Genomic DNA, 22,326 nt, shown 5'->3' with positions numbered 1-22,326 from the left:
AAAATCGGGGACCGGCCGGGCCGGTCCGCTTTAGCGTTGGTTATTTGCCGGACTTGACCCGCGTCCAGCTGCGGGTTTCCAGGCGCAGGATCTGGGGGGGCAGTTCCTTCATGACGTACAGCTTGTCCATCACCGCCTGTGGCGGATAGACCGTCTCGTCCTGCCGCAGCTCGGCATTCATCAGCTCGCCCGCCTTCGGATTGGGGTTGGCGTAGCCGACATAGTCACTGACCTTGGCGATGACTTCGGGCTGCAGCAGATAGTTGATGAAGGTATGGGCCTCCTTCACGTTTTTGGCATTCTTGGGGATGGCCAGGAGGTCGAACCAGAGGTTCGCGCCCTCCTTGGGAATCGCGTAGCCGATGTTGACGCCCTTCTTCGCTTCCTCGGCACGCGAACGCGCCTGAAAGACATCGCCGGAATAGCCGAAGGCCACGCAGATGTTGCCGTTGGCCAGATCCGAGATGTACTTGGAGGAATGGAAATAGGTGATGTATGGCCGCACCTTGAGCAGCTGGGCCTCGGCCTTCTTGTAGTCGTCGGGATTGGTGCTGTTGGGATCGAGTCCCAGGTATTGCAGGACTGCCGGATAGACCTCGTCGGGCGAGTCCATGAAGGAGACGCCGCACTTGCTCAGCTTCTTGAGGTTCTCGGGTTCGAACAGGATGGCCCAGGAATCGAGCTTGTCGGTGCCCAGCGCGGCCTTGACCTTGTCGACATTGTACCCGATGCCGTTGGTGCCCCACAGGTAGGGAACGCCGTATTGGTTACCCGGATCGCTCTTTTCCAGCTGCTTGAGCAGCGCCGGATCGAGATTCTGCCAGTTCGGCAGCTGGCTCTTGTCCAGTTTCTGGAAGGCGCCCGCCTTGATCTGCTTGGCCAGGAAGTTGCTCGAGGGCACCACCACGTCATAGCCGGTGTGACCGGCCAGGAGCTTGCCTTCGAGGGTTTCGTTGGAATCGAAGACGTCATAGACCGGCGTGATGCCGGTGGCCTTCTGGAAATCCTCGAGCGTGGTCTCGCCGACGTAATCGCTCCAGTTGTAGACGCGTACCGTCGGCTCGGCGACGGCGGTTCCCATGACGGTCAGGGTGGTCATGGCCAGCAGGGTTTTACGCAACGAAAGCACGGGCGGCTCCTTTCATGGTGGGCATCAGGGCGACACCCTTTCAGCGGTCCATACAGACGGACGGCACGCCGGAGTGACTCCGGCGTGCCGTTCTTTCAGCCGCACGCGGCGGCGGAACTCACTTGCCGGACTTGATGGTGGTCCAGGTACGGGTCATCAGACGCTGGGTCTTGGCCGGAAGATCCGGGAAGGCGTACAGCTTGGCCATGGTTTCCTGGGTCGGATAGATCCCCGGGTTGGTGCGGATCGCTTCAGCTACGAGCGGGGTCGCCTCCTTGTTGCCGTTGGGATACTGCACGTAGTCGCTGACCGCCGCGATCACCTTGGGCTCCATGATGTAGTTGATGAACTTCAGCGCGCCCTCGGGATTCTCGGCATCCTTGGGAATGGCCATGGTGTCGAAGAAGGTGCCGGCACCTTCCTTGGGAATGTTGTAGGCCACGGTCACGCCGTTCTTGGCGTCGGCCGCGCGGGCCTTGGCCTGGGCGATGTCGCCGGAATAGCCGACCGCCACGCAGACGTTGCCGTTGGCCAGGTCCGAGATGTACTTGGAACTGTGGAAGTAGGTGATGTACGGACGCACCTTGAGGAACAGCTCCTCGGCCGCCTTGATCTCCGTGGGATCCTGGCTATCCGGCTTGTAGCCGAGGTAGTGCAGACCGGCGGGAATGATCTCGGTGGGCGAATCCAGCACGGCCACGCCGCAGCCCTTGAGCTTGGAAAGGTTTTCGGGCTTGAAGATCAGGTCCCAGGAATCCACCGGGGCGTTGTCGCCCAGGGCGGCCTTGACCTTGGCCGGGTTGTAGCCGATGCCGATGGTGCCCCAGAGGTAGGGGATGGCGTACTGGTTGCCCGGATCGCTGACTTCCAGGGTCTTCATCAGCTGCGGATCCAGGTTGCTGTAATTGGGCAACTTGGACTTGTCCAGCGGCTGGTAGACGCCGGCCTTGATCTGTTTGGCCAGGAAGGAGTTGGACGGCACCACCACGTCGTAGCCGGAACGGCCGGCGAGCAGCTTGGCTTCGAGGGTCTCGTTGCTGTCGTAGACGTCATAGACCACCTTGATCCCCGACTCCTTCTCGAAGTTGGCGATGGTGTCTTCGGCAATGTAGTCGTTCCAGTTGTAGACGTGCAGGACCTTGGGGTCCGCCGAGGCGTTACCGGCAAAGAGGCCGGCCAGGCTCAGCGCTAGAAGAGTCTTGCCAAAAACATTCATGCGGTGGTGCTCCTCAAGTCATCGTTGGTCTTTTGATTCGGCGCGCGGCCAGCGCCCGCGCGCAGTCTGGCAAGGTCCGCCGCCAGGCTCAAGCCTTGGCGGCCATTAGCCACGCTGGCGCAGCAGCTCATGGGTCTGATCGAGGCTCAGCCGCGCCAGGGTGACCAGTTCGTCGATGGACTCCGGCGTGATCACCAGCGGCGGCGCGATGATCATGGTATCGCCCACCGCGCGCATCACCAGGCCATTGCGGAAGCAGTGCTCGCGACAGAGCATGCCCGCCCCTCCCTCGTACCGCGCCCGCGTCTTCTTGTCGCGCACCAGCTCCAGCGCCGCCACCATGCCGACCCCCCGGGTCTCGCCCACCAGTGGATGGTCGGCCAGCTCCGCCCAGCGTTTCTGCAAATAGGGTGCCGTGGTGCTGCGAACCCGGTCGACGATGCCTTCGTCGCGCAGGATGCGGATGTTTTCCAGGGCCACGGCCGCGGCCACCGGATGCCCGGAATAGGTGAAGCCGTGATAGAACTCGCCGCCCTCGTCGAGCACCCTGACCACTTCGTCGCGTACCACCACGCCGCCCATGGGCACATAGCCGGAGGTGAGACCCTTGGCGATGGGCATGAGGTCCGGGGCATTGCCGTAGTACTGGCTGCCGAACCATTCGCCGGTGCGACCGAAGCCGCAGATGACCTCGTCGGCGATGAAGAGGATGTCGTACTTGTCGAGGATCTGACGGACCCGAGGCCAGTAGCTTTCCGGTGGAATGATCACCCCGCCGGCGCCCTGGATGGGCTCGGCGATAAAGGCGGCGACGCGCTCCTCGCCGACCTCCAGGATCTTCCGCTCCAGCTGATCGGCCGCCCAGATGCCGAATTCCTCCGGACTCATTTCGCCGCCCTCGCCGAACCAGTAGGGTTGCGGGATATGCACGATGTCGGGCAGCAGGCCGCCCTGCTCGTGCATCGCCGCCATGCCACCCAGGCTGGCGCCGGCCAGGGTCGATCCGTGGTAACCATTCCAGCGGCCGATGACCACGCGCTTCTCCGGCTGGCCCTTGGTTGCCCAGTAATGGCGCACCAGGCGCAGCACGGTGTCGTTGGCCTCCGAGCCGGAACCGGTGAAGAACACGTGGTTCATGCCCTCCGGTGCCAGCTCGGCGATGGCCTTGGCCAGCTCCAGTACGGGCGGATGGGCGGTCTGGAAGAACAGGTTGTAATAGGGCAGTTCGCGCATCTGGCGGCTGGCCGCCTCGACCAGTTCTTCACGACCGTAGCCGACGTTGACGCACCAGAGTCCGGCCATGCCGTCGAGGATGCGCTGACCCTCGCTGTCCCAGAGGTGCACCCCCTCGGCGCGGGTGATGATGCGCGCGCCCTTCTCGTTGAGCTGGCGATAATCGGTGAAGGGCGCCAGCAGGTGCCGGCGACTCAGGTCCTGCCAATGGGCGGTGGTAAAGGTAGTCACGAAGCCTCTCCTTGAATCGCGGTCAGACGCTGAGCAGCAGGAATTCCCGCTCCCAGGAACTGATCACGCGCTTGTAATTCTCATGCTCGGCGCGCTTCACCGCGACGTAGCCGCGGGTGAAGCGACTCCCCAGATAACGCTCCAGGGTGGCCGACTGCTCCATGCGCTCCAGGGCGGCTTCCAGGGTCAGCGGCAGGCGCAGGTTGCGACGCTCGTAGCCGCGGCCCTGTACCGGGGCGCTGGGCGAGACATTCTCGATCATGCCCAGATAGCCACACAGCAGGCTGGCCGCCAGGGCCAGATAGGGATTGGCATCAGCGCCCGCCAGGCGGTTCTCCACCCGGCGATTCTGCGGATCGGAATCCGGCACGCGCAGACCCACGGTGCGGTTCTCCTCGCCCCACTCGACGTTGACCGGCGCCGAGGTGTCGGGCAGGAAGCGGCGGAAGGAATTCACATTGGGCGCGAACAGCGGCAGCGCCTCGGGAATGTATTTCTGCAGGCCACCGATGTGGTGCAGGAAGAGTTCGCTCATGCTGCCATCGGGGTTGGAAAACACCGTCTTGCCGGTCTTAAGGTCCACCACGCTCTGGTGCAGGTGCATGGCGCTGCCGGGCTCACCGGTCATGGGCTTGGCCATGAAGGTGGCGGTGACGTTGTGCTTGAGCGCCGCCTCGCGCAGGGTGCGCTTGAAGACGAAGATCTGGTCGGCCAGGTGCAGCGGATCGCCGTGACGGAAGTTGATCTCCATCTGCGCGGTGCCTTCCTCGTGGATCAGGGTATCCAGATCCAGTGCCTGGGCCTCGCACCAGTCGTACATGTCTTCGAACAGCGGATCGAATTCGTTGGCCGCATCGATGGAAAAGGACTGGCGTCCGGTTTCCTGGCGCCCGGAGCGGCCTACCGGCGGCTGCAGCGGATAGTCGGGATCGTCGCTGCGCTTGGTCAGGTAGAACTCCATTTCCGGCGCGACGATGGGCTGCCAGCCGTGCTCGGCATAGAGCTTGAGCACCTTCTTGAGCAGGTTGCGCGGCGACAGCTCGATGGGGATGCCGCGCTTGTCGTAGGTGTCGTGGATCACCAGGGCAGTGGGTTCCAGTGCCCAGGGCACCAGGAACACCGCGCGATCGTCCGGCCGGCAGTGCATGTCGATGTCAGCCGGATCGAGCAACTCGTAGTAGATGTCGTCGTCGACATAGTCCCCCGTCACGCTCTGCAGCAGCACGCTCTCCGGCAGGCGCATGCCCTTTTCGTTGAGGAACTTGGCGGTGGGGGAAATCTTGCCGCGGGCGATGCCGGTCAGATCAGCGACCAGGCATTCCACTTCAGTGATCTTGCGTTCTTTCAACCAGGCGGTGAGCCGGTCAAGCGGGGTGCTCATAAAGACCTCGAAGGTTCGAGCGGGGTGAACAGCATCAGCGTTCGGCAGCGCGCGCCTTGCAGGCCTCGCCGAACGCCTTGAACAAGGCGAGATAGACCGGGTGACTGCGCACCTTCCACTCCGGATGCCACTGCACGCCACAGGCGAAGACACGGGCCTCGCGGACCGAGACGGCCTCGATCAGGCCGTCGGGCGCCAGGGCCTCGGCGCGCAATCCCGGTGCCAGGCGATCGATACCCTGGCCATGGATGGAATTCACGTCGAAGCGTGCCGGCAGCTCCAGGGACTCGAACAGGCCACCGGGCTGGACCTCGACCGGATGGTGCAGGCCATAGTGCTCCTCCAGGGTCTCGCCGCGTTCGCGGTGGTCCATGAGGGAGCCGACCTCGTGCACCTTCTGGTGCAGGCTGCCACCAAAGGCCACGTTCATTTCCTGGAAGCCGCGGCAGATGCCTAGCACCGGCACCCCGGCCGCCACGGCGGCGCGCAGCAGCGGCAGGGTCACGGCATCGCGGGCCGCATCGTGCAGGGTGCCGGGCTCACTGGGCGTACCCTGGTAGTGATGGGGCTCGACGTTGGATGGCGAACCGGTAAACAGCAGACCGTCCAGGCGCTCGAGCAGGGCCTCGGTGGCGATGAGATCGGCCAGCGCCGGAATCACCAGTGGCATGCCCTCGGCGCCCTCCACCACCGCGCGCAGATACTTGTCGCCAGCGATGTGAAAGGGATGCAGGCCTAGTTGCCTGGTACAGGCTGTGACACCTATGAGGGGCAGCGCGGACATGGGACACCGGGTTGAACAGGAATCATCCGAGCCTAGTCTTGTTCGTTATTTTTCACAACCACCGGCAAAAAGTTTCGAGATTCTGCACAGAAGCGGCGAAACAGAGGCGCTCCCGCCCCGCTGAATGCGCCAAAAACAGGCACCTGCGCACCACCCCTGAGCAGGGTTGCCTCCAGTTGACTTTGGTCGGCCTTTCGGATTGACTCCAGGGTGGTAACTCCGCTGATTGATATTTTTAACAGGGGCGCTGACAAAGCGTCGGAGCGCAGGCGAGACCGTACTCTCAGGTCGCTGTCGGATCGACAGCGGGCACTCGTGCCCTCACTGCGGTTGGCCCACTGGGCAAACAGGCGCATCAGGCGCTAACCGTTTTGTCGAGCGCAGCCAAAAGCAAAGGTGTTTCATCATGTCGGTACCCCCGCGTGCCGTTCGTTTGGATGAAGCGACCGACTTCCTCAGGGAACACCCTGAGGTCCAGTTCGTCGATCTTCTGATTGCGGATATGAATGGCGTGGTGCGTGGCAAACGCATCGAGCGCACCAATCTGCCCAAAGTCTTCGAGAAAGGAATCAACCTCCCCGCTTCGCTGTTCGCCCTCGACATCACCGGTTCCACCGTCGAAAGCACCGGTCTCGGGCTCGACATCGGCGACGCCGACCGCGTCTGCTTTCCCATCACCGACACCCTCTCCATGGAACCCTGGCAGAAGCGCCCCACCGCGCAGCTGCTGATGACCATGCACGAGATGGAAGGCGAGCCCTTCTTCGCCGATCCCCGCGAGGTCCTGCGCCAGGTCGTCCAGCGTTTCGACGAGCTCGGACTCACCGTCTGCGCCGCCTTCGAGCTGGAGTTCTATCTGATCGATCAGGAGAACATCAACGGCCGCCCGCAACCGCCGCGTTCGCCCATTTCCGGCAAGCGTCCCCAGTCGGTCCAGGTCTATTCCATGGACGATCTGGACGAGTATGCGGACTGCCTGCAGGACATCATCGACGGCGCCCGCGCCCAGGGCATTCCGGCCGACGCCATCGTCGCCGAATCGGCTCCGGCGCAATTCGAGGTCAACCTCAATCACGTTGCCGATCCGATCAAGGCCTGCGACTACGCCGTGCTGCTCAAGCGCCTGATCAAGAACGTCGCCTATGACCATGAGATGGACACCACCTTCATGGCCAAGCCCTATCCGGGCCAGGCAGGCAACGGCCTGCACGTCCATATTTCCCTGCTGGACAAGGACGGCCGCAACATCTTCGCTGGCGAGGATCCCGAGCAGAACGCCGCATTGCGTCATGCCATCGGCGGTGTGCTCGAGACCCTACCCGCCTGCATGGCCTTCCTCTGCCCCAACGTGAACAGCTATCGCCGCTTCGGCTCGCAGTTCTTCGTGCCCAATGCGCCGAGCTGGGGCCTGGACAACCGCACTACCGCCCTGCGCGTTCCCACCGGTACACCGGAGGCGCACCGCATCGAGCATCGGGTAGCCGGCGCCGACGCCAACCCCTACCTGCTGTTGGCCGGCGTCCTGGCCGGCGTGCACCATGGCCTGACCCGGCAGATCGAACCCGGCCCGGTCACCGAGGGCAACTCCTACGAACAGCACGAGCAGAGCCTGCCGAACAACCTGCGCGATGCCTTGCGCTACCTGGACGACAGCTCGGTGATGGCGGAGTACATCGATCCGAAGTACATCGACATCTTCGTCGCCTGCAAGGAGCACGAGCTGGAGGAGTTCGAGCACTCCATCTCCGACCTCGAGTACAACTGGTACCTGCACACCGTGTAGGGGCCTGACGGCCGACCGGTCCCGCACCGGTCGGCAGCTGTTCTGCGGTACCGCCGGAGTCCTGCGCGTGTTCACGCCCGCGGCGCCCTGCCGGCCTTTCCCCCTTCTCAGCCAACGACGACTCTGGACGGAGAGCTTCGCCATGACCACCCTCACCACGCCGCGTGCCGACGGCTTCCACATGCCGGCCGAATGGGCCGACCAGCGCCAGATCTGGATGGTCTGGCCCGAGCGCCCGGACAACTGGCGCCTGGGCGGCAAGCCGGCCCAGGCCGCTTTCAGCGCAGTCGCCCAGGCCATTGCCCGTTTCGAGCCGGTGACCATCGGCGCCTCGGCGAATCAGTACGAAAATGCCCGTGCCCGCCTGCAGCACCCGAACATCCGGGTGGTGGAAATCAGCAATGACGACGCCTGGTGCCGCGATACCGGCCCGACCTTTGTCAGCGACGGCCAGGGTGGCGTGCGCGGCGTGGACTGGAGCTTCAATGCCTGGGGCGGCCTGGATGGCGGCCTCTACTTCCCCTGGCAGCGCGATGACCAGGTCGCCGGCAAGATCCTCGCGATCGAGAATCTGCCGGGCTATCGCACCCCGGACTTCGTCCTTGAAGGCGGCTCCATCCACGTCGATGGCGAAGGCACCCTGATCACCACCGAGGAATGCCTGCTCAACGCCAATCGCAATCCGCATCTGGATCGCGAGGCGATCGAGCGCTACCTGAGCGACTACCTGGCGGTGGACAAGGTCATCTGGCTGCCCCACGGTCTCTACAACGACGAAACCAACGGCCACGTGGACAATTTCTGCTGCTACGTACGACCGGGCGAGGTGCTGCTGAGCTGGTGCGACGATCAGGCCGACCCCAACTATGGCCGCTGCCGCGAGGCCCTGGCCGTGCTGGAGCGCGAAACCGATGCCCGCGGCCGCACCTTCAAGGTGCATCGGATCGTCACCCCGGGTCCGCTGTTCGCCAGCGAAGACGAATGCCGCGACGTTGATGCCTGCCTCGGCACCCAGCCACGCCGAGCCGGTGAGCGGCTGGCCGCCTCCTACGTCAACTTCCTCATCGTCAACGGCGGCATCATCGCCCCGACCTTCGGCGTTCCCGAGGACGCCGAAGCCCTGCGTACGCTGCAGGCCTGCTTCCCGGAGCTCGAGGTGGTACAGGTTCCCGGCCGCGAGATCCTGCTCGGCGGTGGCAACATCCACTGCATCACCCAGCAGCAGCCGACTGGTCGCTGATTTCCGGCGGAAACGAAAAAGCCCGTCTTGCGACGGGCTTTTTTCTGACCTGAGCGCGGCTTAGAGCAGCGGCAGGGTGTAGCTGACGATCAGACGGTTTTCGTCCTGATCACGCTGGGTAGCGGCCGGCAGGTCGGTACGCAGCATGGCGTTACGCCAGGTGAAGCCCAGACCTTTCAGCTGGCCTTCCGGGATCACGTAGCTGACGGTCAGGTCGCGTTCCCATTCCATGAAATCGCTACCAGCGGAGGTGCGGATGTTGTCACCGCGCTGATAGATGACGCCGGCGGTCAGGCCCTTGACACCCAGCTGACCGAAGTCATAGGAGTAGCGAGCTTGCCAGGTGTCTTCGCCCGAACGGGTGAAGTTGTTGATCTGGATGTCGGTGATGGTGTAGGTCGAAGCACCACCCGCCTCGTTCAGATAAGGGAAGTTGCTGTCGCCGCTGGTGCTCTGGTAGCCCAGGCCCAGGGTGTGACCATAGATGGAGTAGGTGAACAGGCCGCTGTAGAGACGGTTGTCCACTTCACCACGGGTACGGGTACCGCCGTAGTAGCCGGTAGAACCATAGAAGGCACCTTGGGTATCGGCGTCCTTGTTGTCGCCGTTACCCTTGCTGTTGAAATAGCGCAGGTCGGTCTTGAAGGTGCCGTCGCCCAGCTTGACCGCATGGGTCAGACCCAGGAAATGCTGGTTGTAGAAGTCTTCCAGCTGACCGAAGTAGTACTGCAGGGTCAGGTCTTTGGTGACTTTGTAATCAGCACCAACGAAGTTGAACTTGTTGCTGTCACGCGCCGTGGCGCCGCTGTTGGAGCCAGCGATGGACAGTTGGTCTTGGTCGGTGGAGTTACGATTCTTCGCGCTCTGCAGCTGGCCGCCGGTCAGGGTCAGGTTCTTGATGTCCTTGGACGTCACCTGAGCGCCTTGATAGGTCTGCGGCAGCAGACGACCGTCGTTGGAGACCACAACCGGCAGCTTGGGCAACAGGGTGCCGTAGCGGAATTCGGTTTCGGAGATCTTCATCTTGGCGGTAGCGCCAACGCTGGAGAATTCATCAACCGAGCTGTTGTCGGTTTCGCGCGGGAACATGGTGCCCGGCTGGTTGGAGTTGGTGCCACGACCGGCATGGCCGCTGCCATCCAGGCGCAGGCCCAGCATGCCGATGGCGTCAACGCCGAAGCCGACGGTGCCCTGGGTGAAGCCCGACTGATAGTTCAGCAGGAAGCCCTGACCCCACTCCTCAACCTTGGAGGGGTTCCGTGCAGCGTAGGAAGCCTCGTTGCGGTTGTCGCTGTTGTAATAGAAGTTGCGCAGGCTAAGGGTTGCTTTGCTGTCCTCGATGAAGCCAGCAGCGTTAGCCGCAGCAATGAGGGACAGGTTCAGACAGGCCGCGGAGACCGCGACCACCAGTGGCTTCTTGACCATGAGTGCTCCAGGGGTGAATCGTTGTTATGCGGCCACCAGAGGTGTCAGCGCCTGCTGGTGGTATGCCCGACGGGCCGTGCGGAAGGGAAAGCTAGGGGGCTTTTATTTCAATTTGGAGAATTATCCCTGGCCTGGTCGACTTTTTAACTTGCGACTTCAAGCACAGGTCCCCTGCCACCGTCTTCCACGTTGCGAAAGCTAATTGCAAAAAAGCATTTCGTCTAGCGCTACCTGGTTGAAAACCCGCCCTGTGGTCTTCCGCTCTGACTGTTCGGTCATGGCCAAAGGGAACCTGCGCTGCCTACGCCTATGGCAAGGCTTGCCTTTCCCCGAGAGGACGTCATCCAAAGCAATACGCCCCGAGGCTCTGGAACGGGCTTCCTGGGGCTCTGGCCAAGTATTCGAACACGGCCAATTTCGGCATTAAAAAAGCAGGATCTGAAGGAATCCCCTATCTGCCTCAAGGACTTGTAATTTTTTGCGACGGCTCTGCTAGTCGATATGCCCTGAAGACGACGCCTACCGCTCGGTATGACGCAGCGCCTGCCCTGCTGCGAGGGCAACCTTGCCCAGTCGGTCGCGCAGAAACCTTCCGTCTAATCGACGGGGTGCCGCAGCGTCAGCAGGGATGGCCAATAGGACAAGGAGCAGAGAGCGGCTGCGGGTCAGATGGACAAGGAAGCAAGGGGACGGAAGACCGAGCAAGAGGACGTGACAGCGGTGGGTGGAACCGCGAACCAGGCCGCCCGAGCGGCCCTCGGCGCGGTCTGGCAAGGGATATTCAACCCTGGACGACTTGGTCCTTGCCCTGGCGCTTGGCGCGGTACATGGCCTCGTCCGCTCGCACATAAAGGGTGTCGAGGGACTCATCGCCCTCTCGCAAGACGGTGACGCCCTGACTGATGGTGACCTTCAGCGGGCCCTGGGCGCTGGGTACCGCCAACTGCCGCACGGCACGCTGCAGGCGCCCGCCGATCTGCAATGCCAGGTCACTGTCACAACCCGGCAGCAGCAGGGCAAATTCTTCGCCGCCGATACGGCCGAACAGATCCCCGCGGCGGGTGGTCTGGGCGCCGCATTCGGCAACACGCTGCAACACTTGATCACCCATCTGGTGACCGAAGCGGTCGTTGATCTTCTTGAAGTCGTCGATGTCGAGCAGCAGGAAGGCCAGGGGCTCGCCTTCGCTCTGGGCAAACTCGAAGGCACGCTGGGCACTTTCGAAGAAGTGTCGACGGTTGCTGCTGCGGGTCAGGACATCGGTGGTGGCGAGCCGTTGCAGCTCCTCCTCCATGCGCTTCTTGTCGGTGATGTCTTCGGCGATACCCACCACCAGCAGCGGCATGCCGGCCTCGCTGCGCTGACTGACAAAGCACTTGTCGCTGAGCCAGCGGATCTCGCCATCGGCGCGGATGATGCGGTACTCGCGTGACTCCACGGCGCCCTGCTCGATCACCTGCTCCAGGGTGCGCTGGGCGTACTCCAGATCGTCGGGATAGATGTTGTTGAGCCAGGTGCTGTAGTCACTCAATACCAGGGACTGGGAGCGACCGAAGATCTGTTCGTAGGCGGGGCTGACATAGATGATCTGGCGAGTGCGCCAGTCCAGGGCCCAGAGCACCGCGTTGACGCTTTCCAGCAGTGCGCTGAACAGCTGCTCCCGGTCACGCAGGCGATCTGTCTCGGCCCGCGAATGCAGGAGAGCCAGCAGATTCTCTTCCGGAGTGGGAAGAGTAGACAGAGAGGGTTGTTCATCCATATACACATGCGCCTACGCGGGGTCCTGAGGGAGTTAGAGACAGCTGAAACCAGGCTGGTTCAATCCCCGCATAGAGCAGCCCACCGCTTCGGTGGGCTTTTGTGAAGCCTTTCTCAGGCGGTTCCGGCCGGCCGCAGGGAATAGGTTTTCAGCTGTTCGGCGAATTCGCGCAGGGACTGAATCCCGCTCGCTTCGGCTTCGCCGATCCACTGCCGGGTCGCGGCCAGCATGTCGTGGCCGTTGGCACTGGTCCGCGCCCAGATCTGCTGCAACGCCAGGCGCTTTTCGTAGATCAGCCTCAGCGCCTGACTGTGTTCGAGCAGTTCGTCGATGCGCACCTGATGGCGAGCCTTGAGCAGACTGGTCTCGCGGGCCAGCAGACCCCGGGCGCGCCGGAACAGCGGACGCTGGGAGGGCGCCGCACTGCCCCGCTCCTGCCGCAGCAGCGGGCCGATCACCTGCTGGCGGTACTGGGCCATGATCTGGAAGCGGTTGTTGAGGATGGCCATGGCAGTGTCCATGTCCAGCTGCCCCTTGCCTTCGATGCGGTGGGCGATGGGGGCGACACGGTTGACCTTGGCCAGACGCAGCCAGGTGAACAGCTTGATCCAGGCCCAGCCCATGTCGAATTCCCAGCGCTTGACCGACAGCTTGGCCGAGTTGGGATAGGTGTGGTGGTTGTTGTGCAGCTCTTCGCCACCGATGACGATGCCCCAGGGGATGAGGTTGGTGGCGGCATCGCGGCATTCGAAGTTGCGATAGCCCACGGCATGGCCCAGGCCATTGACCACACCCGCGGCCCAGAAGGGAATCCAGACCATCTGCACGGCCCAGACGGTGAGACCCAGGGCACCGAACAGGGCGATGTCGATCAGCAGCAACAGCACCACCCCCATATTGCGGGTGCGCGGATTGGAGTAGAGCTTGCGCTCGATCCAGTCATCCGGGCAGTTCTTGCCATAGATGCGCAGGGTATCGGCGTTGTTCGCTTCGGCCTTGTACAGCTCGGCGCCGCGCCGCACCACGGTGGCGAGGCCCTTGTGCACCGGGCTGTGCGGATCCTCTTCGGTTTCGCACTTGGCGTGGTGCTTGCGGTGAATGGCGGTCCACTCACGGGTGTTCATCGCCGTGGTCAGCCACAACCAGAAACGGAAGGCGTGCCTGAGTGCGGGATGCAACTCCAGCGAACGGTGGGCGGAGTAGCGATGCAGGTAGACGGTGACACTGACAATGGTCAGGTGGGTCAGCAGCAGGGTGACCACCACCAGTTGCCAGACCGACAGGTCAAGCAGGCCGTTGTAGCTCATGGACGCAGAGGACCTCGCGCGGGTTGTGTGGTGCAACTGTCACGGAAAGTTCAGTGAACAGGCGTTCGCGCATTATTGCCGGGGTGGGCGATAAATCCAGCCCTCCCTTTTGCTACACAACGTGTCCTTCACAGACTGCTAATTCTAAAAGTGAATAAACAAAGCATTATTAGCAATTTTAAGAAATAAAGATCAGCCCTCTAAGATGGCGCCACCTCCCCGCCCACCGCTGTACCCGAGGACGCCACCCATGAGCTCCGTTCCGTTCCGCAGCCTGGAAAACCAGGACGAAACCGCACTGCTCCGCGATATCCAGCAGGCTTTGCGCGGACTGAGATTCGGCGCCATCGAGATCACCGTGCACAACGGACAGGTGGTGCAGATCGAGCGCAAGGAAAAATTCCGGCCTCAGACCGGCCAAGCCAACAAGCCCTGAGTTCTCGCGGTCAGCGGACGAGCGGGCAAGGTGCCCGCCAGACGGTGTCCGGCTTTCCCACGTCAAGGAGCCTTTTCATGTCGATTCGCCGTTTCGCCCTGGCCGCGCTGGCCGGAGCCCTGTTCGCCACCCAGGTCCACGCCGTCGAATTGCTCAACGTGTCCTACGATCCGACCCGTGAGCTCTACCAGCAGTACAACGCCGCCTTCGCCAAGCACTGGAAGACCGAGACCGGCGAAGACGTGACCATCAAGAATTCCCATGGCGGCTCCGGCAAGCAGGCGCGCTCGGTGATCGATGGCCTGCAGGCCGACGTGGTGACCCTGGCGCTGTCCGGCGACATCGATGCCCTCAATCTGCACCAGCAACTGGTCGACTCGAATTGGCAGAGGCGCCTGGCGGACAACAGCACCCCCTACACCTCGACTATCGTCTTCCTGGTGCGCAAGGGCAATCCCAAGGGCATCAAGGACTGGGACGACCTGGTGAAGAAGGATGTCCAGGTCATCACCCCCAATCCCAAGACCTCCGGCGGTGCCCGCTGGAACTTCCTCGCCGCCTGGGCCTATGCCAAGGCCAAGTACGGCAGCGATGCCGAGGCGCTCAAGTTCGTTACCGAACTCTATCGCCACGCTCCGGTGCTCGACACCGGCGCACGCGGCGCCACCATCAGCTTCGTGCAGCGCCAGCTGGGTGACGTTTTGATCGCCTGGGAAAACGAAGCCTATCTGTCCCTGAAGGAAGAAGGCGGCGACCAGCTGGAGATCGTCACCCCGTCGCTGTCGATCCTGGCCGAGCCGCCGGTGGCCGTGGTGGACAAGGTGGTCGACAAGAAGGGCACGCGCAAGCAGGCCGAGGCCTACCTGCAGTATCTGTACAGCCCCGAGGGCCAACGCATCGCCGCGCAGAATTTCTATCGCCCCCGCGATGCCAAGGTGGCAGCGGAATTTAAGGATCAGTTCAAGCCGGTCAAGCTGGTGACGATCGACCAGGAATTCGGCGGCTGGAAAGCGGCGCAACCGAAGTACTTCGCCGACGGCGGCGTGTTCGACAAGATCTTCGCCGACATCAACAAATAGCGCCCCAGCCGGGACGGCTCACGCTGACCGGCCCGGAACAGGTATCGTGCCACCCCTCTGCGCCCTGGCGAATGCATCGCCGGGGCGCCTTGCAGAAGGACGTCTCATGTCTCGCCGTCTCTCCCCGGTCATACCCGGCTTCGGGTTGACCCTGGGATTCTCCCTGACCTACCTCGCGCTGATCGTGCTGATCCCGCTGGGCGCCATGTTCCTCCATGCCAACCAGCTGACCCTCGGGCAATTCTGGTCACTGATCACCGGGCGCCAGGTGCTGGCCGCACTGCAGCTGTCCTTTGGCACGGCCCTGCTCGCCGCCCTGGTCAACGGCATCCTCGGCACCCTGCTGGCCTGGGTGCTGGTGCGCTACGAGTTTGCCGGGCGCAAGCTGATCGATGCCATGGTCGACCTGCCCTTCGCCCTGCCCACCGCGGTGGCCGGCATCGCCCTGACCGCGCTCTATGCGCCCAACGGCATGATAGGTTCGCTGTTTCCCTTCAAGATCGCCTATACCCCGATCGGCATCACCCTGGCGCTGATCTTCGTCACCCTGCCCTTCGTGGTGCGCACCCTGCAGCCGGTGCTGGCGGACATCCCCAAGGAAATCGAGGAAGCCGCCACCTGCCTGGGCGCGCGCCCCTGGCAGGTGTTCCGCTACGTGCTGGTGCCGACCCTGCTGCCGGCCTGGCTGACCGGTTTCGCCCTGGCCTTCGCCCGCGGCGTGGGCGAGTACGGCTCGGTGGTGTTCATCGCCGGCAACATCCCGTTCAAGACCGAGATCCTGCCGCTGCTCATCGTCTCCAAGCTGGACCAGTACGACTACACCGGTGCCACCGGCATCGGCGTGTTCATGCTGCTGGTGTCCTTTGTCATGCTGCTGCTGATCAACATCCTGCAGCGCCGCATCCAGCCCAACATCTAAGGACGACCGCATGAGCCTCATGACTTCGACCAAGGCCGATGCGCGCGCCAGCAAGCAGCGCACCCCGGTGGCCATCGCCCTGATCGCCAGCGCCTGGCTGATCTTCCTGCTGGTTCTGGTGCTGCCGCTGTACATGGTGCTGAGCCAGGGCCTGGCCAACGGCATCGGCGCCTTCTGGGACGCCATCAGCGAACCGGATGCGATCTCGGCGCTCAAGCTGACGCTGTTCGCCACCGCCATCTCGGTGCCCCTGAATCTGGCCTTCGGCCTGGCCGCGGCCTGGTGCGTCACCAAGTTCGAGTTCACCGGCAAGAGTCTGCTGATCACCCTGATCGACCTGCCCTTCTCGGTCTCGCCGGTGATCGCCGGTCTCATCTATGTGCTGCTGTTCGGCGCCCAGGGGCTGATGGGTCCTTACCTGCAGAGCGTCGATGTACAGATCGTCTTCGCCGTGCCCGGCATCGTGCTGGCGACGATCTTCGTCACCTTTCCCTATGTGGCCCGCGAACTGATCCCGCTGATGCAGGAACAGGGTACTCAGGAAGAAGAAGCGGCGCGCTTGCTGGGCGCCAGTGGCTGGCAACTGTTCTGGCACGTGACCCTGCCCAACGTGAAGTGGGCACTGATCTATGGCGTGGTGCTCTGCACCGCGCGGGCCATGGGCGAGTTCGGAGCGGTGTCAGTGGTCTCCGGCCATATCCGCGGCCTGACCAACACCCTGCCGCTGCACATCGAGATTCTCTACAACGAATACAACATCGTCGCCGCCTTCAGCGTGGCGATCCTGCTGCTGATGATGGCCCTGGTGATCCTGCTGCTGCGGCAGTGGAGCGAGAGTCGCCTGAGCCGCCAACTGCAGCACCGTGACGAGGAATAAGGCGCCATGAGTATCGAGATCCAGGGTATCAACAAGAGGTTTGGCGCCTTCCAGGCGCTCAAGGACATCAACCTGCACATCGAGAGTGGCGAGCTGGTCGCCCTGCTCGGCCCCTCGGGCTGTGGCAAGACCACCCTGCTGCGCATCATCGCCGGCCTGGAAGCGCCGGATACCGGCAATATCGGCTTCCATGGCGAAGACGTCTCCGGGCGTGACGTGCGCGATCGCAACGTCGGCTTCGTCTTCCAGCATTACGCGCTGTTCCGCCACATGACGGTGTTCGACAACGTAGCCTTCGGCCTGCGCATGAAGCCGCGCCGCGAGCGGCCGAGCGAGGCGCAGATCGCCAGCAAGGTGCACGAACTGCTGAACATGGTGCAGCTCGACTGGCTGGCTGATCGCTATCCCGAGCAACTCTCCGGCGGTCAGCGCCAGCGCATCGCCCTGGCCCGCGCCCTGGCGGTAGAGCCCAAGATCCTGCTGCTCGACGAACCCTTCGGCGCCCTGGATGCCAAGGTGCGCAAGGAGCTGCGTCGCTGGCTGGCACGGCTGCACGAAGAGATCCACCTGACCTCGGTGTTCGTCACCCACGATCAGGAAGAAGCCATGGAGGTGGCCGACCGCATCATGGTGATGAACAAGGGCCAGATCGAGCAGGTCGGCTCGCCCGCCGAGGTCTACGAACAGCCGGCGAGCGACTTCGTCTATCACTTCCTCGGTGACTCCAACCGCCTGGCCCTGGGCGAGCAGGAGGTGCTGTTCCGTCCGCACGAGGTGGAGCTGGAGCGTGAGCCGCGAGCGGGTTATCACGCCGCCGAAGTGCGCGACATCCGGCCGCGGGGCGCTACCACCCGGGTCACCCTGAAGGTGCCGGAGCAGACCGAGGTGGTCGAGGTGGAGCTGGTCAGGGACCACCCGGTGCTGGCCGGGCTGCAACGGGGTGCGCCGCTGCATTTCCTGCCGCGTACGCCCTGAGTCCGCCGCCGGCGGCTAAGACCAAAGTCGTAGCCGCCGGGACCAGACAGCGGTTGCAACCTCCGGAAAGCGAGCTCCATGATCGACGAAGCTGACAGCCATCACACTTCGTCCTCGATCGAGCAGAATAACAAGGAGGTCGCATGCCCAGGCGCTGGCCCGTCGTGTTGTCGCTTCACCTGGCCCTCCTCGTGGCCACGCTGCTGCTCTGGCAGTGGCTGGCGCTACCCATGGCCGCCGGCGTGGGACTGGTGCTCGCCGCTGCGCTCTGGCCCTTGTTGCTGCTGCGCAAGGCCGCAGCGCCGCCCGCGCCCGCCTCGTCCTGCGACGAGCTGACCAGCGATCTTTCGCGCAGCACGGTGCGCAACGCCGTGGCCATCGCCGGCGTGGCCTTTGCCGCCCAGCAACTGGCGGCCCGGGTGCAATCCCAGGCCAGCACGGCGGCGCAGATCTCCAGCAGCGCCGCTGCCCTCACCCAGACCGAGCACGACAGCGCCGGCAGCGCCCGCCAGGCCCTGGCGGTGGCGCAGCAGGTGCACCAGCGCAGCGAGGCCGGCCAGGACGCCCTGAATACGGCAATCGCCGCTATCCGCGCCCTCAGCGAGCACGCCCGCCAGAGCCGCGAACTGATCGCCGGCCTGAGTGCCCGCACCGACAAGATCCAGCAGGTCACCGAGGTCATCCAGGGTATCGCCAGCCAGACCAACCTGCTGGCGCTCAATGCCGCCATCGAGGCCGCACGCGCCGGGGAACACGGGCGCGGCTTCGCGGTGGTCGCCGACGAAGTCCGGGGCCTGGCGGCGCGGACCTCCAGCGCGACCGGCGAGGTGGGGCTGATCGTCGCCGACATCAGCCAGCAGACCGACGCCGTGGTGGCGCAGATCCAGCAGCTGGCCCAGGCGCTGGACGACGGCGTGCGCCAGGTCGAGCGCACCGGCGAAGGCCTGCAGGAGATCGCCCAGCTGGCGCAGACCGCCGAGCGCCAGGCCGCGGATATCGCCCAGGGCACCTCGGCCAATCTCGCCCAGTTGGAAAGCCTGGCCCAGGCGGTGGAGCAGGTGCACCGCGACCTCGCCGACAGCGAGCGCCAGACCAGCCAGCTCAGCGGCGCCGCCGACGAACTGGTGGACATGGCCGAAGCCAGCAGCGAACGCCTGGCCGAGGTCGGCCTGGACAGCTATCACCAGCGCATCTTCGAACTGGCGCGCCAGGGCGCGGATGCCATCGGCCGGCGCTTCGAGGAAGACCTGGCCGCCGGGCGCATCACCCAGGACGCCCTCTTCGACCGCCAGTACCAGCCCGTGCCCGGCAGTCAGCCGGCCAAGTACCGCACCCGTTTCGACAGCTATACCGATGGCGTGCTACCGGCGATCCAGGAGCCGCTGCTGGACCAGCATCCCGGTCTGGTCTTCGCCATCGCCTGCACGCCGGAAGGCTATGTGCCCACCCACAACCGCGCCTTCGCCCAGGCACCCACCGGCGACGTGGCGGTGGATACGGCGCGCAGTCGCAGCAAGCGCCTCTTCAGCGATCGCACCGGCAAGCGCTGCGGCAGCCATCAGCGCCGCCTGCTGTTGCAGACCTACATGAGAGACACCGGCGAGGTGATGCACGACCTCTCGGTACCGATCCTGGTGAACGGCCGCCATTGGGGTGGACTGCGCCTGGGCTATCGCCCCGACAGCGCGCGCTAGCCCAGCTTGAGCTGGGTGACCGCCAGTTGCCAGACCGCGGCCTCCAGACCGAGCATGCGTCCGGCCTTGTGCTCCAGCAGGGTGTCGAGAGACTCGCCCGGGGCGGGATTCGCCGCCTGCGCCGCCAGGTGCAGGATCAGCGACGGCTTGGGCAGCACGCCGTGCAGGCTGTGCACCGCGGCCACCAGCTCGCGCAACTCCAGTGGCAGCCGCCAGTGCCGCTGCAATTCCGCGGAAAACTCCAGGCTGTAGCTCAGCAGCGCGCGCTCCAGCGCGGCCTCATCGATAACGCCACCTCCGTCGCACCAGCGCTGCACGCCTTGCAGCACCGCCAGTTCGCCCAGGCGATGCAGCAGGCCGGCGGTGTAGCAGCGTTCGGCGTCTTCGCGCACATAGCGCAGCGCCAGCAGTCGGGCACAGTCGGCGGCGCGCTGGGCGAGGCGCAGGTAGCCCTCGGCGCGTCCGGCCAGTAGCGGCTCGGCGAGGCGGGTCGCCCGCCGCAGACTCAGACCCAGGACCAGATTGAGGGTGAAGCCGACGCCCAGCCGCGGCAGGGCCTGGCTGAGGGTCTGGCAGGATTGGCCGACGCGCTGGGAAGCGCTGTTGGCCGCCGCGATCAGGGTCGCCGTGACCAGGGGATCCTGGCCGAATTCGGTTTCCAGCTCGCCCAGGCTGCAACTCTCGCTCTCGCGACAGCGCTCGATGATGGCCGGCAGATCGGCGAACAGCGGCACGGCGTCGATTTCGGCGGCCATGCGCTGCAGATGATCGTCCAGGGAGCCCAGGACGGCGGCACTGGCCACCTGAGACGCGTCTCCCGCGGGTGGCAACAGACTGCGCAGACGACGCAACACCTCTTCCGCCGCATAGGGTTTGACCAGATAGGCGGTGGGCGCCAGGCGCAGGGCCGCGCGCACATAGGCGGCGTCGGCCTGTTCGGACAGCAGGATCACCGGCTGCAGCGGCTGGGCGCCGCGCTGGCGGATGCGGCGCAGCAGGTCGAGTCCATCGCCATCGGCCGGTCGCTCGACGATGATCAGCGCGCATCTCTTGCGCTGATCCAGTTCGGCGAGGGCCTGATAGCCATGGCCGTATTCATGCACCAGGGCATCGGCACACACGGCCAGCACCAGTGACTTGAGCAGGTCACGGGTCCAGGGATTGGCGTCGACGATAAGTATCAGGGGCGGCACCCCAACCCACTCCTGCTTGAGGAAAGCGAAGCGGCGGATGATGCGTCAAAGCGGACTTTATGCCAAGCGTGTCACAAAAAAACCGCCCTCCAGGAGGGCGGTTCGGCTAGGACTCAGGCCAATTCGGCGAAGCACTCGCCGATAATGGCCAAGCCGCGATCCAGCTCTTCGTCGCTGGCGGTCAGGGGCACGAGGATGCGCAGCACGTTGCCGTAGCTGCCGCAGCTGAGCAGGATCAGCCCCTTCTGGCGTGCCCGGACCACGATCTGGCTGGTCAGCTCGGCATCGGGTTGCTCGATGTCGCCCCCCTTGCCCAGCTCCATAGCGATCATGGCGCCCAGGCCGCGGACGTCGCAGATCTGCACATGCTTGGTGGCCAGTTCGCGCAGACCCGCGGTGAGGCGTTCACCCACGGCCTTGGAGCGGTCCAGCAGCTTCTCTTCCTCGAAGGTCTCGATCACCGCCAGGGCCGCGGCGCAGGCGATGGGGCTGCCGGCATAGGTGCCGCCCAGGCCACCGGGGGTGACGGCATCCATCACCGTGGCGCGACCGGTCACGCCCGACAGCGGGAAACCGCCGGCGATGGATTTGGCGAAGGTCACCAGGTCGGCGTCGACGCCCATCTGCTCCATGGCGAAGAAGGTCCCGGTACGACCGGCGCCGGACTGGACTTCATCGGCGATCAGCAGGATGCCATGGGTGTCGCACAACTTGCGCAGGCGCTGCATGAACTCCTTCGGCGCGGCATAGAAACCGCCCTCGCCCTGCACCGGCTCGAGGATGATGGCCGCGATGTCGCCAGGGGCCGCATCGTTCTTGAAGATGCGCTCTACGCTGGCGATGGAGTCATCGACGCTGATGCCATGCAGTTCGCAGGGATAGAGCGCGCGATAGACGCCGCCGGGCATGAGACCCATGCCGGCCGAATAGGGCGCGACCTTGCCGGTCAGCGACAGGGTCATCATGGTGCGGCCGTGGTAGGCGCTGGAGAAGGCGATGACGCCGGCACGCTGGGTGGCGGCGCGGGCGATCTTGACGGCATTCTCCACGGCTTCGGAGCCGGAGTTGAACAGTGCGGTCTTTTTCGGGAAGTTGCCCGGCACCAGTTCGTTGAGCTTTTCGCAGACCTCGACATAGGGCTCGTAGGCCAGCACCTGGAAGCAGGTGTGGGAGACCTTGGTCAGCTGCTCCTGCACGGCCGCCACCACGCGCGGATGCAGGTGGCCGGTGTTGAGCACGGCGATGCCGCCGGCGAAGTCCAGGAATTCATTGCCCTCGACGTCCCAGACCTTGGCGTTCTCCGCACGGGCGACGAAGATCGGGTGGGTCTGGCCGACGCCACGGGCGACGGCGGCGCTGCGGCGGTGCATCAGGGAATCATTGGTGTGGCTCATTGCAGTCCTCGATGGCCGCTCATCGTGGCGGCCGGCTACGGGAAAGGCGCGGACCGGATTCCGGGCAGCATACGATGATCGACTGCCAACGGCCCGGCGTCCGCGCCGGGAAAAGCTTTGGGTCAGGCTGAAGGGCTGTCGGGCTTCGACTATGAAGCCGTCTCAACCCAACCTACGAGAGCTTAGATTGGGTTGAGTCGCGAAGCCCAACGAGAGCGATCAGATCCCCAGGCAGAGGTACTTGATCTCCAGGTAGTCCTCGATGCCGTAC

The 22,326-nt window shown here is 64.2% G+C and carries 18 protein-coding genes; 8 read left to right on the top strand and 10 right to left on the bottom strand.

Annotated elements, in window-relative coordinates; genetic code table 11:
- Positions 1-40: 40 nt before the first annotated feature.
- The 5 genes from GSQ95_RS16805 to GSQ95_RS16785 all read right to left on the bottom strand — a co-directional run bounded on the left by GSQ95_RS16805 (position 41) and on the right by GSQ95_RS16785 (position 5,974).
- The gene (locus GSQ95_RS16805) at positions 41-1,099 is read right to left on the bottom strand and encodes a polyamine ABC transporter substrate-binding protein (RefSeq protein ID WP_178118395.1); all 1,059 of its coding nucleotides are present in this window, start codon (positions 1,097-1,099) and stop codon (positions 41-43) included.
- A gap of 148 nt (positions 1,100-1,247) precedes the next feature.
- Complete coding sequence (locus GSQ95_RS16800) at positions 1,248-2,345, bottom strand: polyamine ABC transporter substrate-binding protein (protein ID WP_158891784.1); 1,098 nt, start codon at positions 2,343-2,345, stop codon at positions 1,248-1,250.
- A gap of 105 nt (positions 2,346-2,450) precedes the next feature.
- Entirely contained in the window at positions 2,451-3,809 is a 1,359-nt protein-coding gene (locus GSQ95_RS16795; protein ID WP_133861331.1) for an aspartate aminotransferase family protein, read from the bottom strand.
- Positions 3,810-3,831: 22 nt separating this feature from the next.
- Positions 3,832-5,190 (bottom strand): glutamine synthetase family protein, encoded by a 1,359-nt coding sequence (locus tag GSQ95_RS16790; RefSeq protein ID WP_133861332.1) that lies wholly within the window; start codon positions 5,188-5,190, stop codon positions 3,832-3,834.
- Positions 5,191-5,224: 34 nt separating this feature from the next.
- Positions 5,225-5,974 (bottom strand): gamma-glutamyl-gamma-aminobutyrate hydrolase family protein, encoded by a 750-nt coding sequence (locus GSQ95_RS16785; RefSeq protein WP_158891782.1) that lies wholly within the window; start codon positions 5,972-5,974, stop codon positions 5,225-5,227.
- Between the two features lie 406 nt (positions 5,975-6,380).
- On the opposite strand from GSQ95_RS16785, the gene GSQ95_RS16780 reads away from it, so the two are divergent.
- Together GSQ95_RS16780 and aguA are read left to right on the top strand one after the other, a co-directional pair.
- On the top strand, positions 6,381-7,757 hold the full coding sequence (locus GSQ95_RS16780; RefSeq protein ID WP_133861334.1) for a glutamine synthetase family protein: 1,377 nt from the start codon (positions 6,381-6,383) through the stop codon (positions 7,755-7,757).
- Between the two features lie 142 nt (positions 7,758-7,899).
- Positions 7,900-8,997 (top strand): agmatine deiminase, encoded by a 1,098-nt coding sequence (gene aguA / locus GSQ95_RS16775; protein WP_158891780.1) that lies wholly within the window; start codon positions 7,900-7,902, stop codon positions 8,995-8,997.
- A 60-nt stretch (positions 8,998-9,057) separates the two neighbouring features.
- Here aguA and GSQ95_RS16770 read toward each other — a convergent pair whose 3' ends face one another.
- The 3 genes from GSQ95_RS16770 to desA form a co-directional block, all read right to left on the bottom strand.
- Positions 9,058-10,422 (bottom strand): OprD family porin, encoded by a 1,365-nt coding sequence (locus GSQ95_RS16770; RefSeq protein WP_158891778.1) that lies wholly within the window; start codon positions 10,420-10,422, stop codon positions 9,058-9,060.
- A gap of 781 nt (positions 10,423-11,203) precedes the next feature.
- Positions 11,204-12,181 (bottom strand): sensor domain-containing diguanylate cyclase, encoded by a 978-nt coding sequence (locus GSQ95_RS16765; RefSeq protein ID WP_158891776.1) that lies wholly within the window; start codon positions 12,179-12,181, stop codon positions 11,204-11,206.
- 113 nt (positions 12,182-12,294) lie between these two features.
- Positions 12,295-13,488, bottom strand: a complete 1,194-nt coding sequence (gene desA, locus GSQ95_RS16760; RefSeq protein ID WP_158891775.1) for a delta-9 fatty acid desaturase DesA — start codon at positions 13,486-13,488, stop codon at positions 12,295-12,297.
- 250 nt (positions 13,489-13,738) lie between these two features.
- Between desA and oscA the strand changes: the two genes are divergently transcribed.
- From oscA to GSQ95_RS16730, 6 genes are all read left to right on the top strand, one after another.
- The gene (gene oscA, locus GSQ95_RS16755) at positions 13,739-13,924 is read left to right on the top strand and encodes a sulfur starvation response protein OscA (RefSeq protein WP_133861339.1); all 186 of its coding nucleotides are present in this window, start codon (positions 13,739-13,741) and stop codon (positions 13,922-13,924) included.
- A 77-nt stretch (positions 13,925-14,001) separates the two neighbouring features.
- On the top strand, positions 14,002-15,003 hold the full coding sequence (locus GSQ95_RS16750) for a sulfate ABC transporter substrate-binding protein (protein WP_158891773.1): 1,002 nt from the start codon (positions 14,002-14,004) through the stop codon (positions 15,001-15,003).
- Positions 15,004-15,109: 106 nt separating this feature from the next.
- Positions 15,110-15,922, top strand: a complete 813-nt coding sequence (gene cysT, locus GSQ95_RS16745; protein WP_158891771.1) for a sulfate ABC transporter permease subunit CysT — start codon at positions 15,110-15,112, stop codon at positions 15,920-15,922.
- 10 nt (positions 15,923-15,932) lie between these two features.
- Positions 15,933-16,799, top strand: coding sequence for a sulfate ABC transporter permease subunit CysW (gene cysW / locus GSQ95_RS16740; RefSeq protein WP_158891769.1), 867 nt, complete (start codon positions 15,933-15,935; stop codon positions 16,797-16,799).
- Positions 16,800-16,805: 6 nt separating this feature from the next.
- The gene (locus GSQ95_RS16735; RefSeq protein ID WP_158891767.1) at positions 16,806-17,774 is read left to right on the top strand and encodes a sulfate/molybdate ABC transporter ATP-binding protein; all 969 of its coding nucleotides are present in this window, start codon (positions 16,806-16,808) and stop codon (positions 17,772-17,774) included.
- Between the two features lie 143 nt (positions 17,775-17,917).
- Positions 17,918-19,468 (top strand): methyl-accepting chemotaxis protein, encoded by a 1,551-nt coding sequence (locus tag GSQ95_RS16730; protein ID WP_158891765.1) that lies wholly within the window; start codon positions 17,918-17,920, stop codon positions 19,466-19,468.
- On the opposite strand, the gene GSQ95_RS16725 is transcribed toward GSQ95_RS16730, so the two are convergent.
- Together GSQ95_RS16725 and gabT are read right to left on the bottom strand one after the other, a co-directional pair.
- Complete coding sequence (locus tag GSQ95_RS16725) at positions 19,465-20,661, bottom strand: HDOD domain-containing protein (RefSeq protein WP_158891763.1); 1,197 nt, start codon at positions 20,659-20,661, stop codon at positions 19,465-19,467. The two genes, GSQ95_RS16730 and GSQ95_RS16725, sit on opposite strands and share 4 nt — an antisense overlap.
- A gap of 113 nt (positions 20,662-20,774) precedes the next feature.
- Positions 20,775-22,055 carry a 4-aminobutyrate--2-oxoglutarate transaminase gene (gene gabT, locus GSQ95_RS16720; protein WP_158891761.1) on the bottom strand — a complete coding sequence of 427 codons (1,281 nt, stop codon included), beginning with the start codon at positions 22,053-22,055 and terminating at the stop codon, positions 20,775-20,777.
- Positions 22,056-22,326 lie beyond the last annotated feature (271 nt).

It is taken from the genome of Pseudomonas sp. BAV 4579 (assembly GCF_009765395.1).
Lineage (GTDB): Bacteria > Pseudomonadota > Gammaproteobacteria > Pseudomonadales > Pseudomonadaceae > Chryseomonas > Chryseomonas aestiva.
This window is presented reverse-complemented; position numbering and strand designations above follow the sequence as displayed.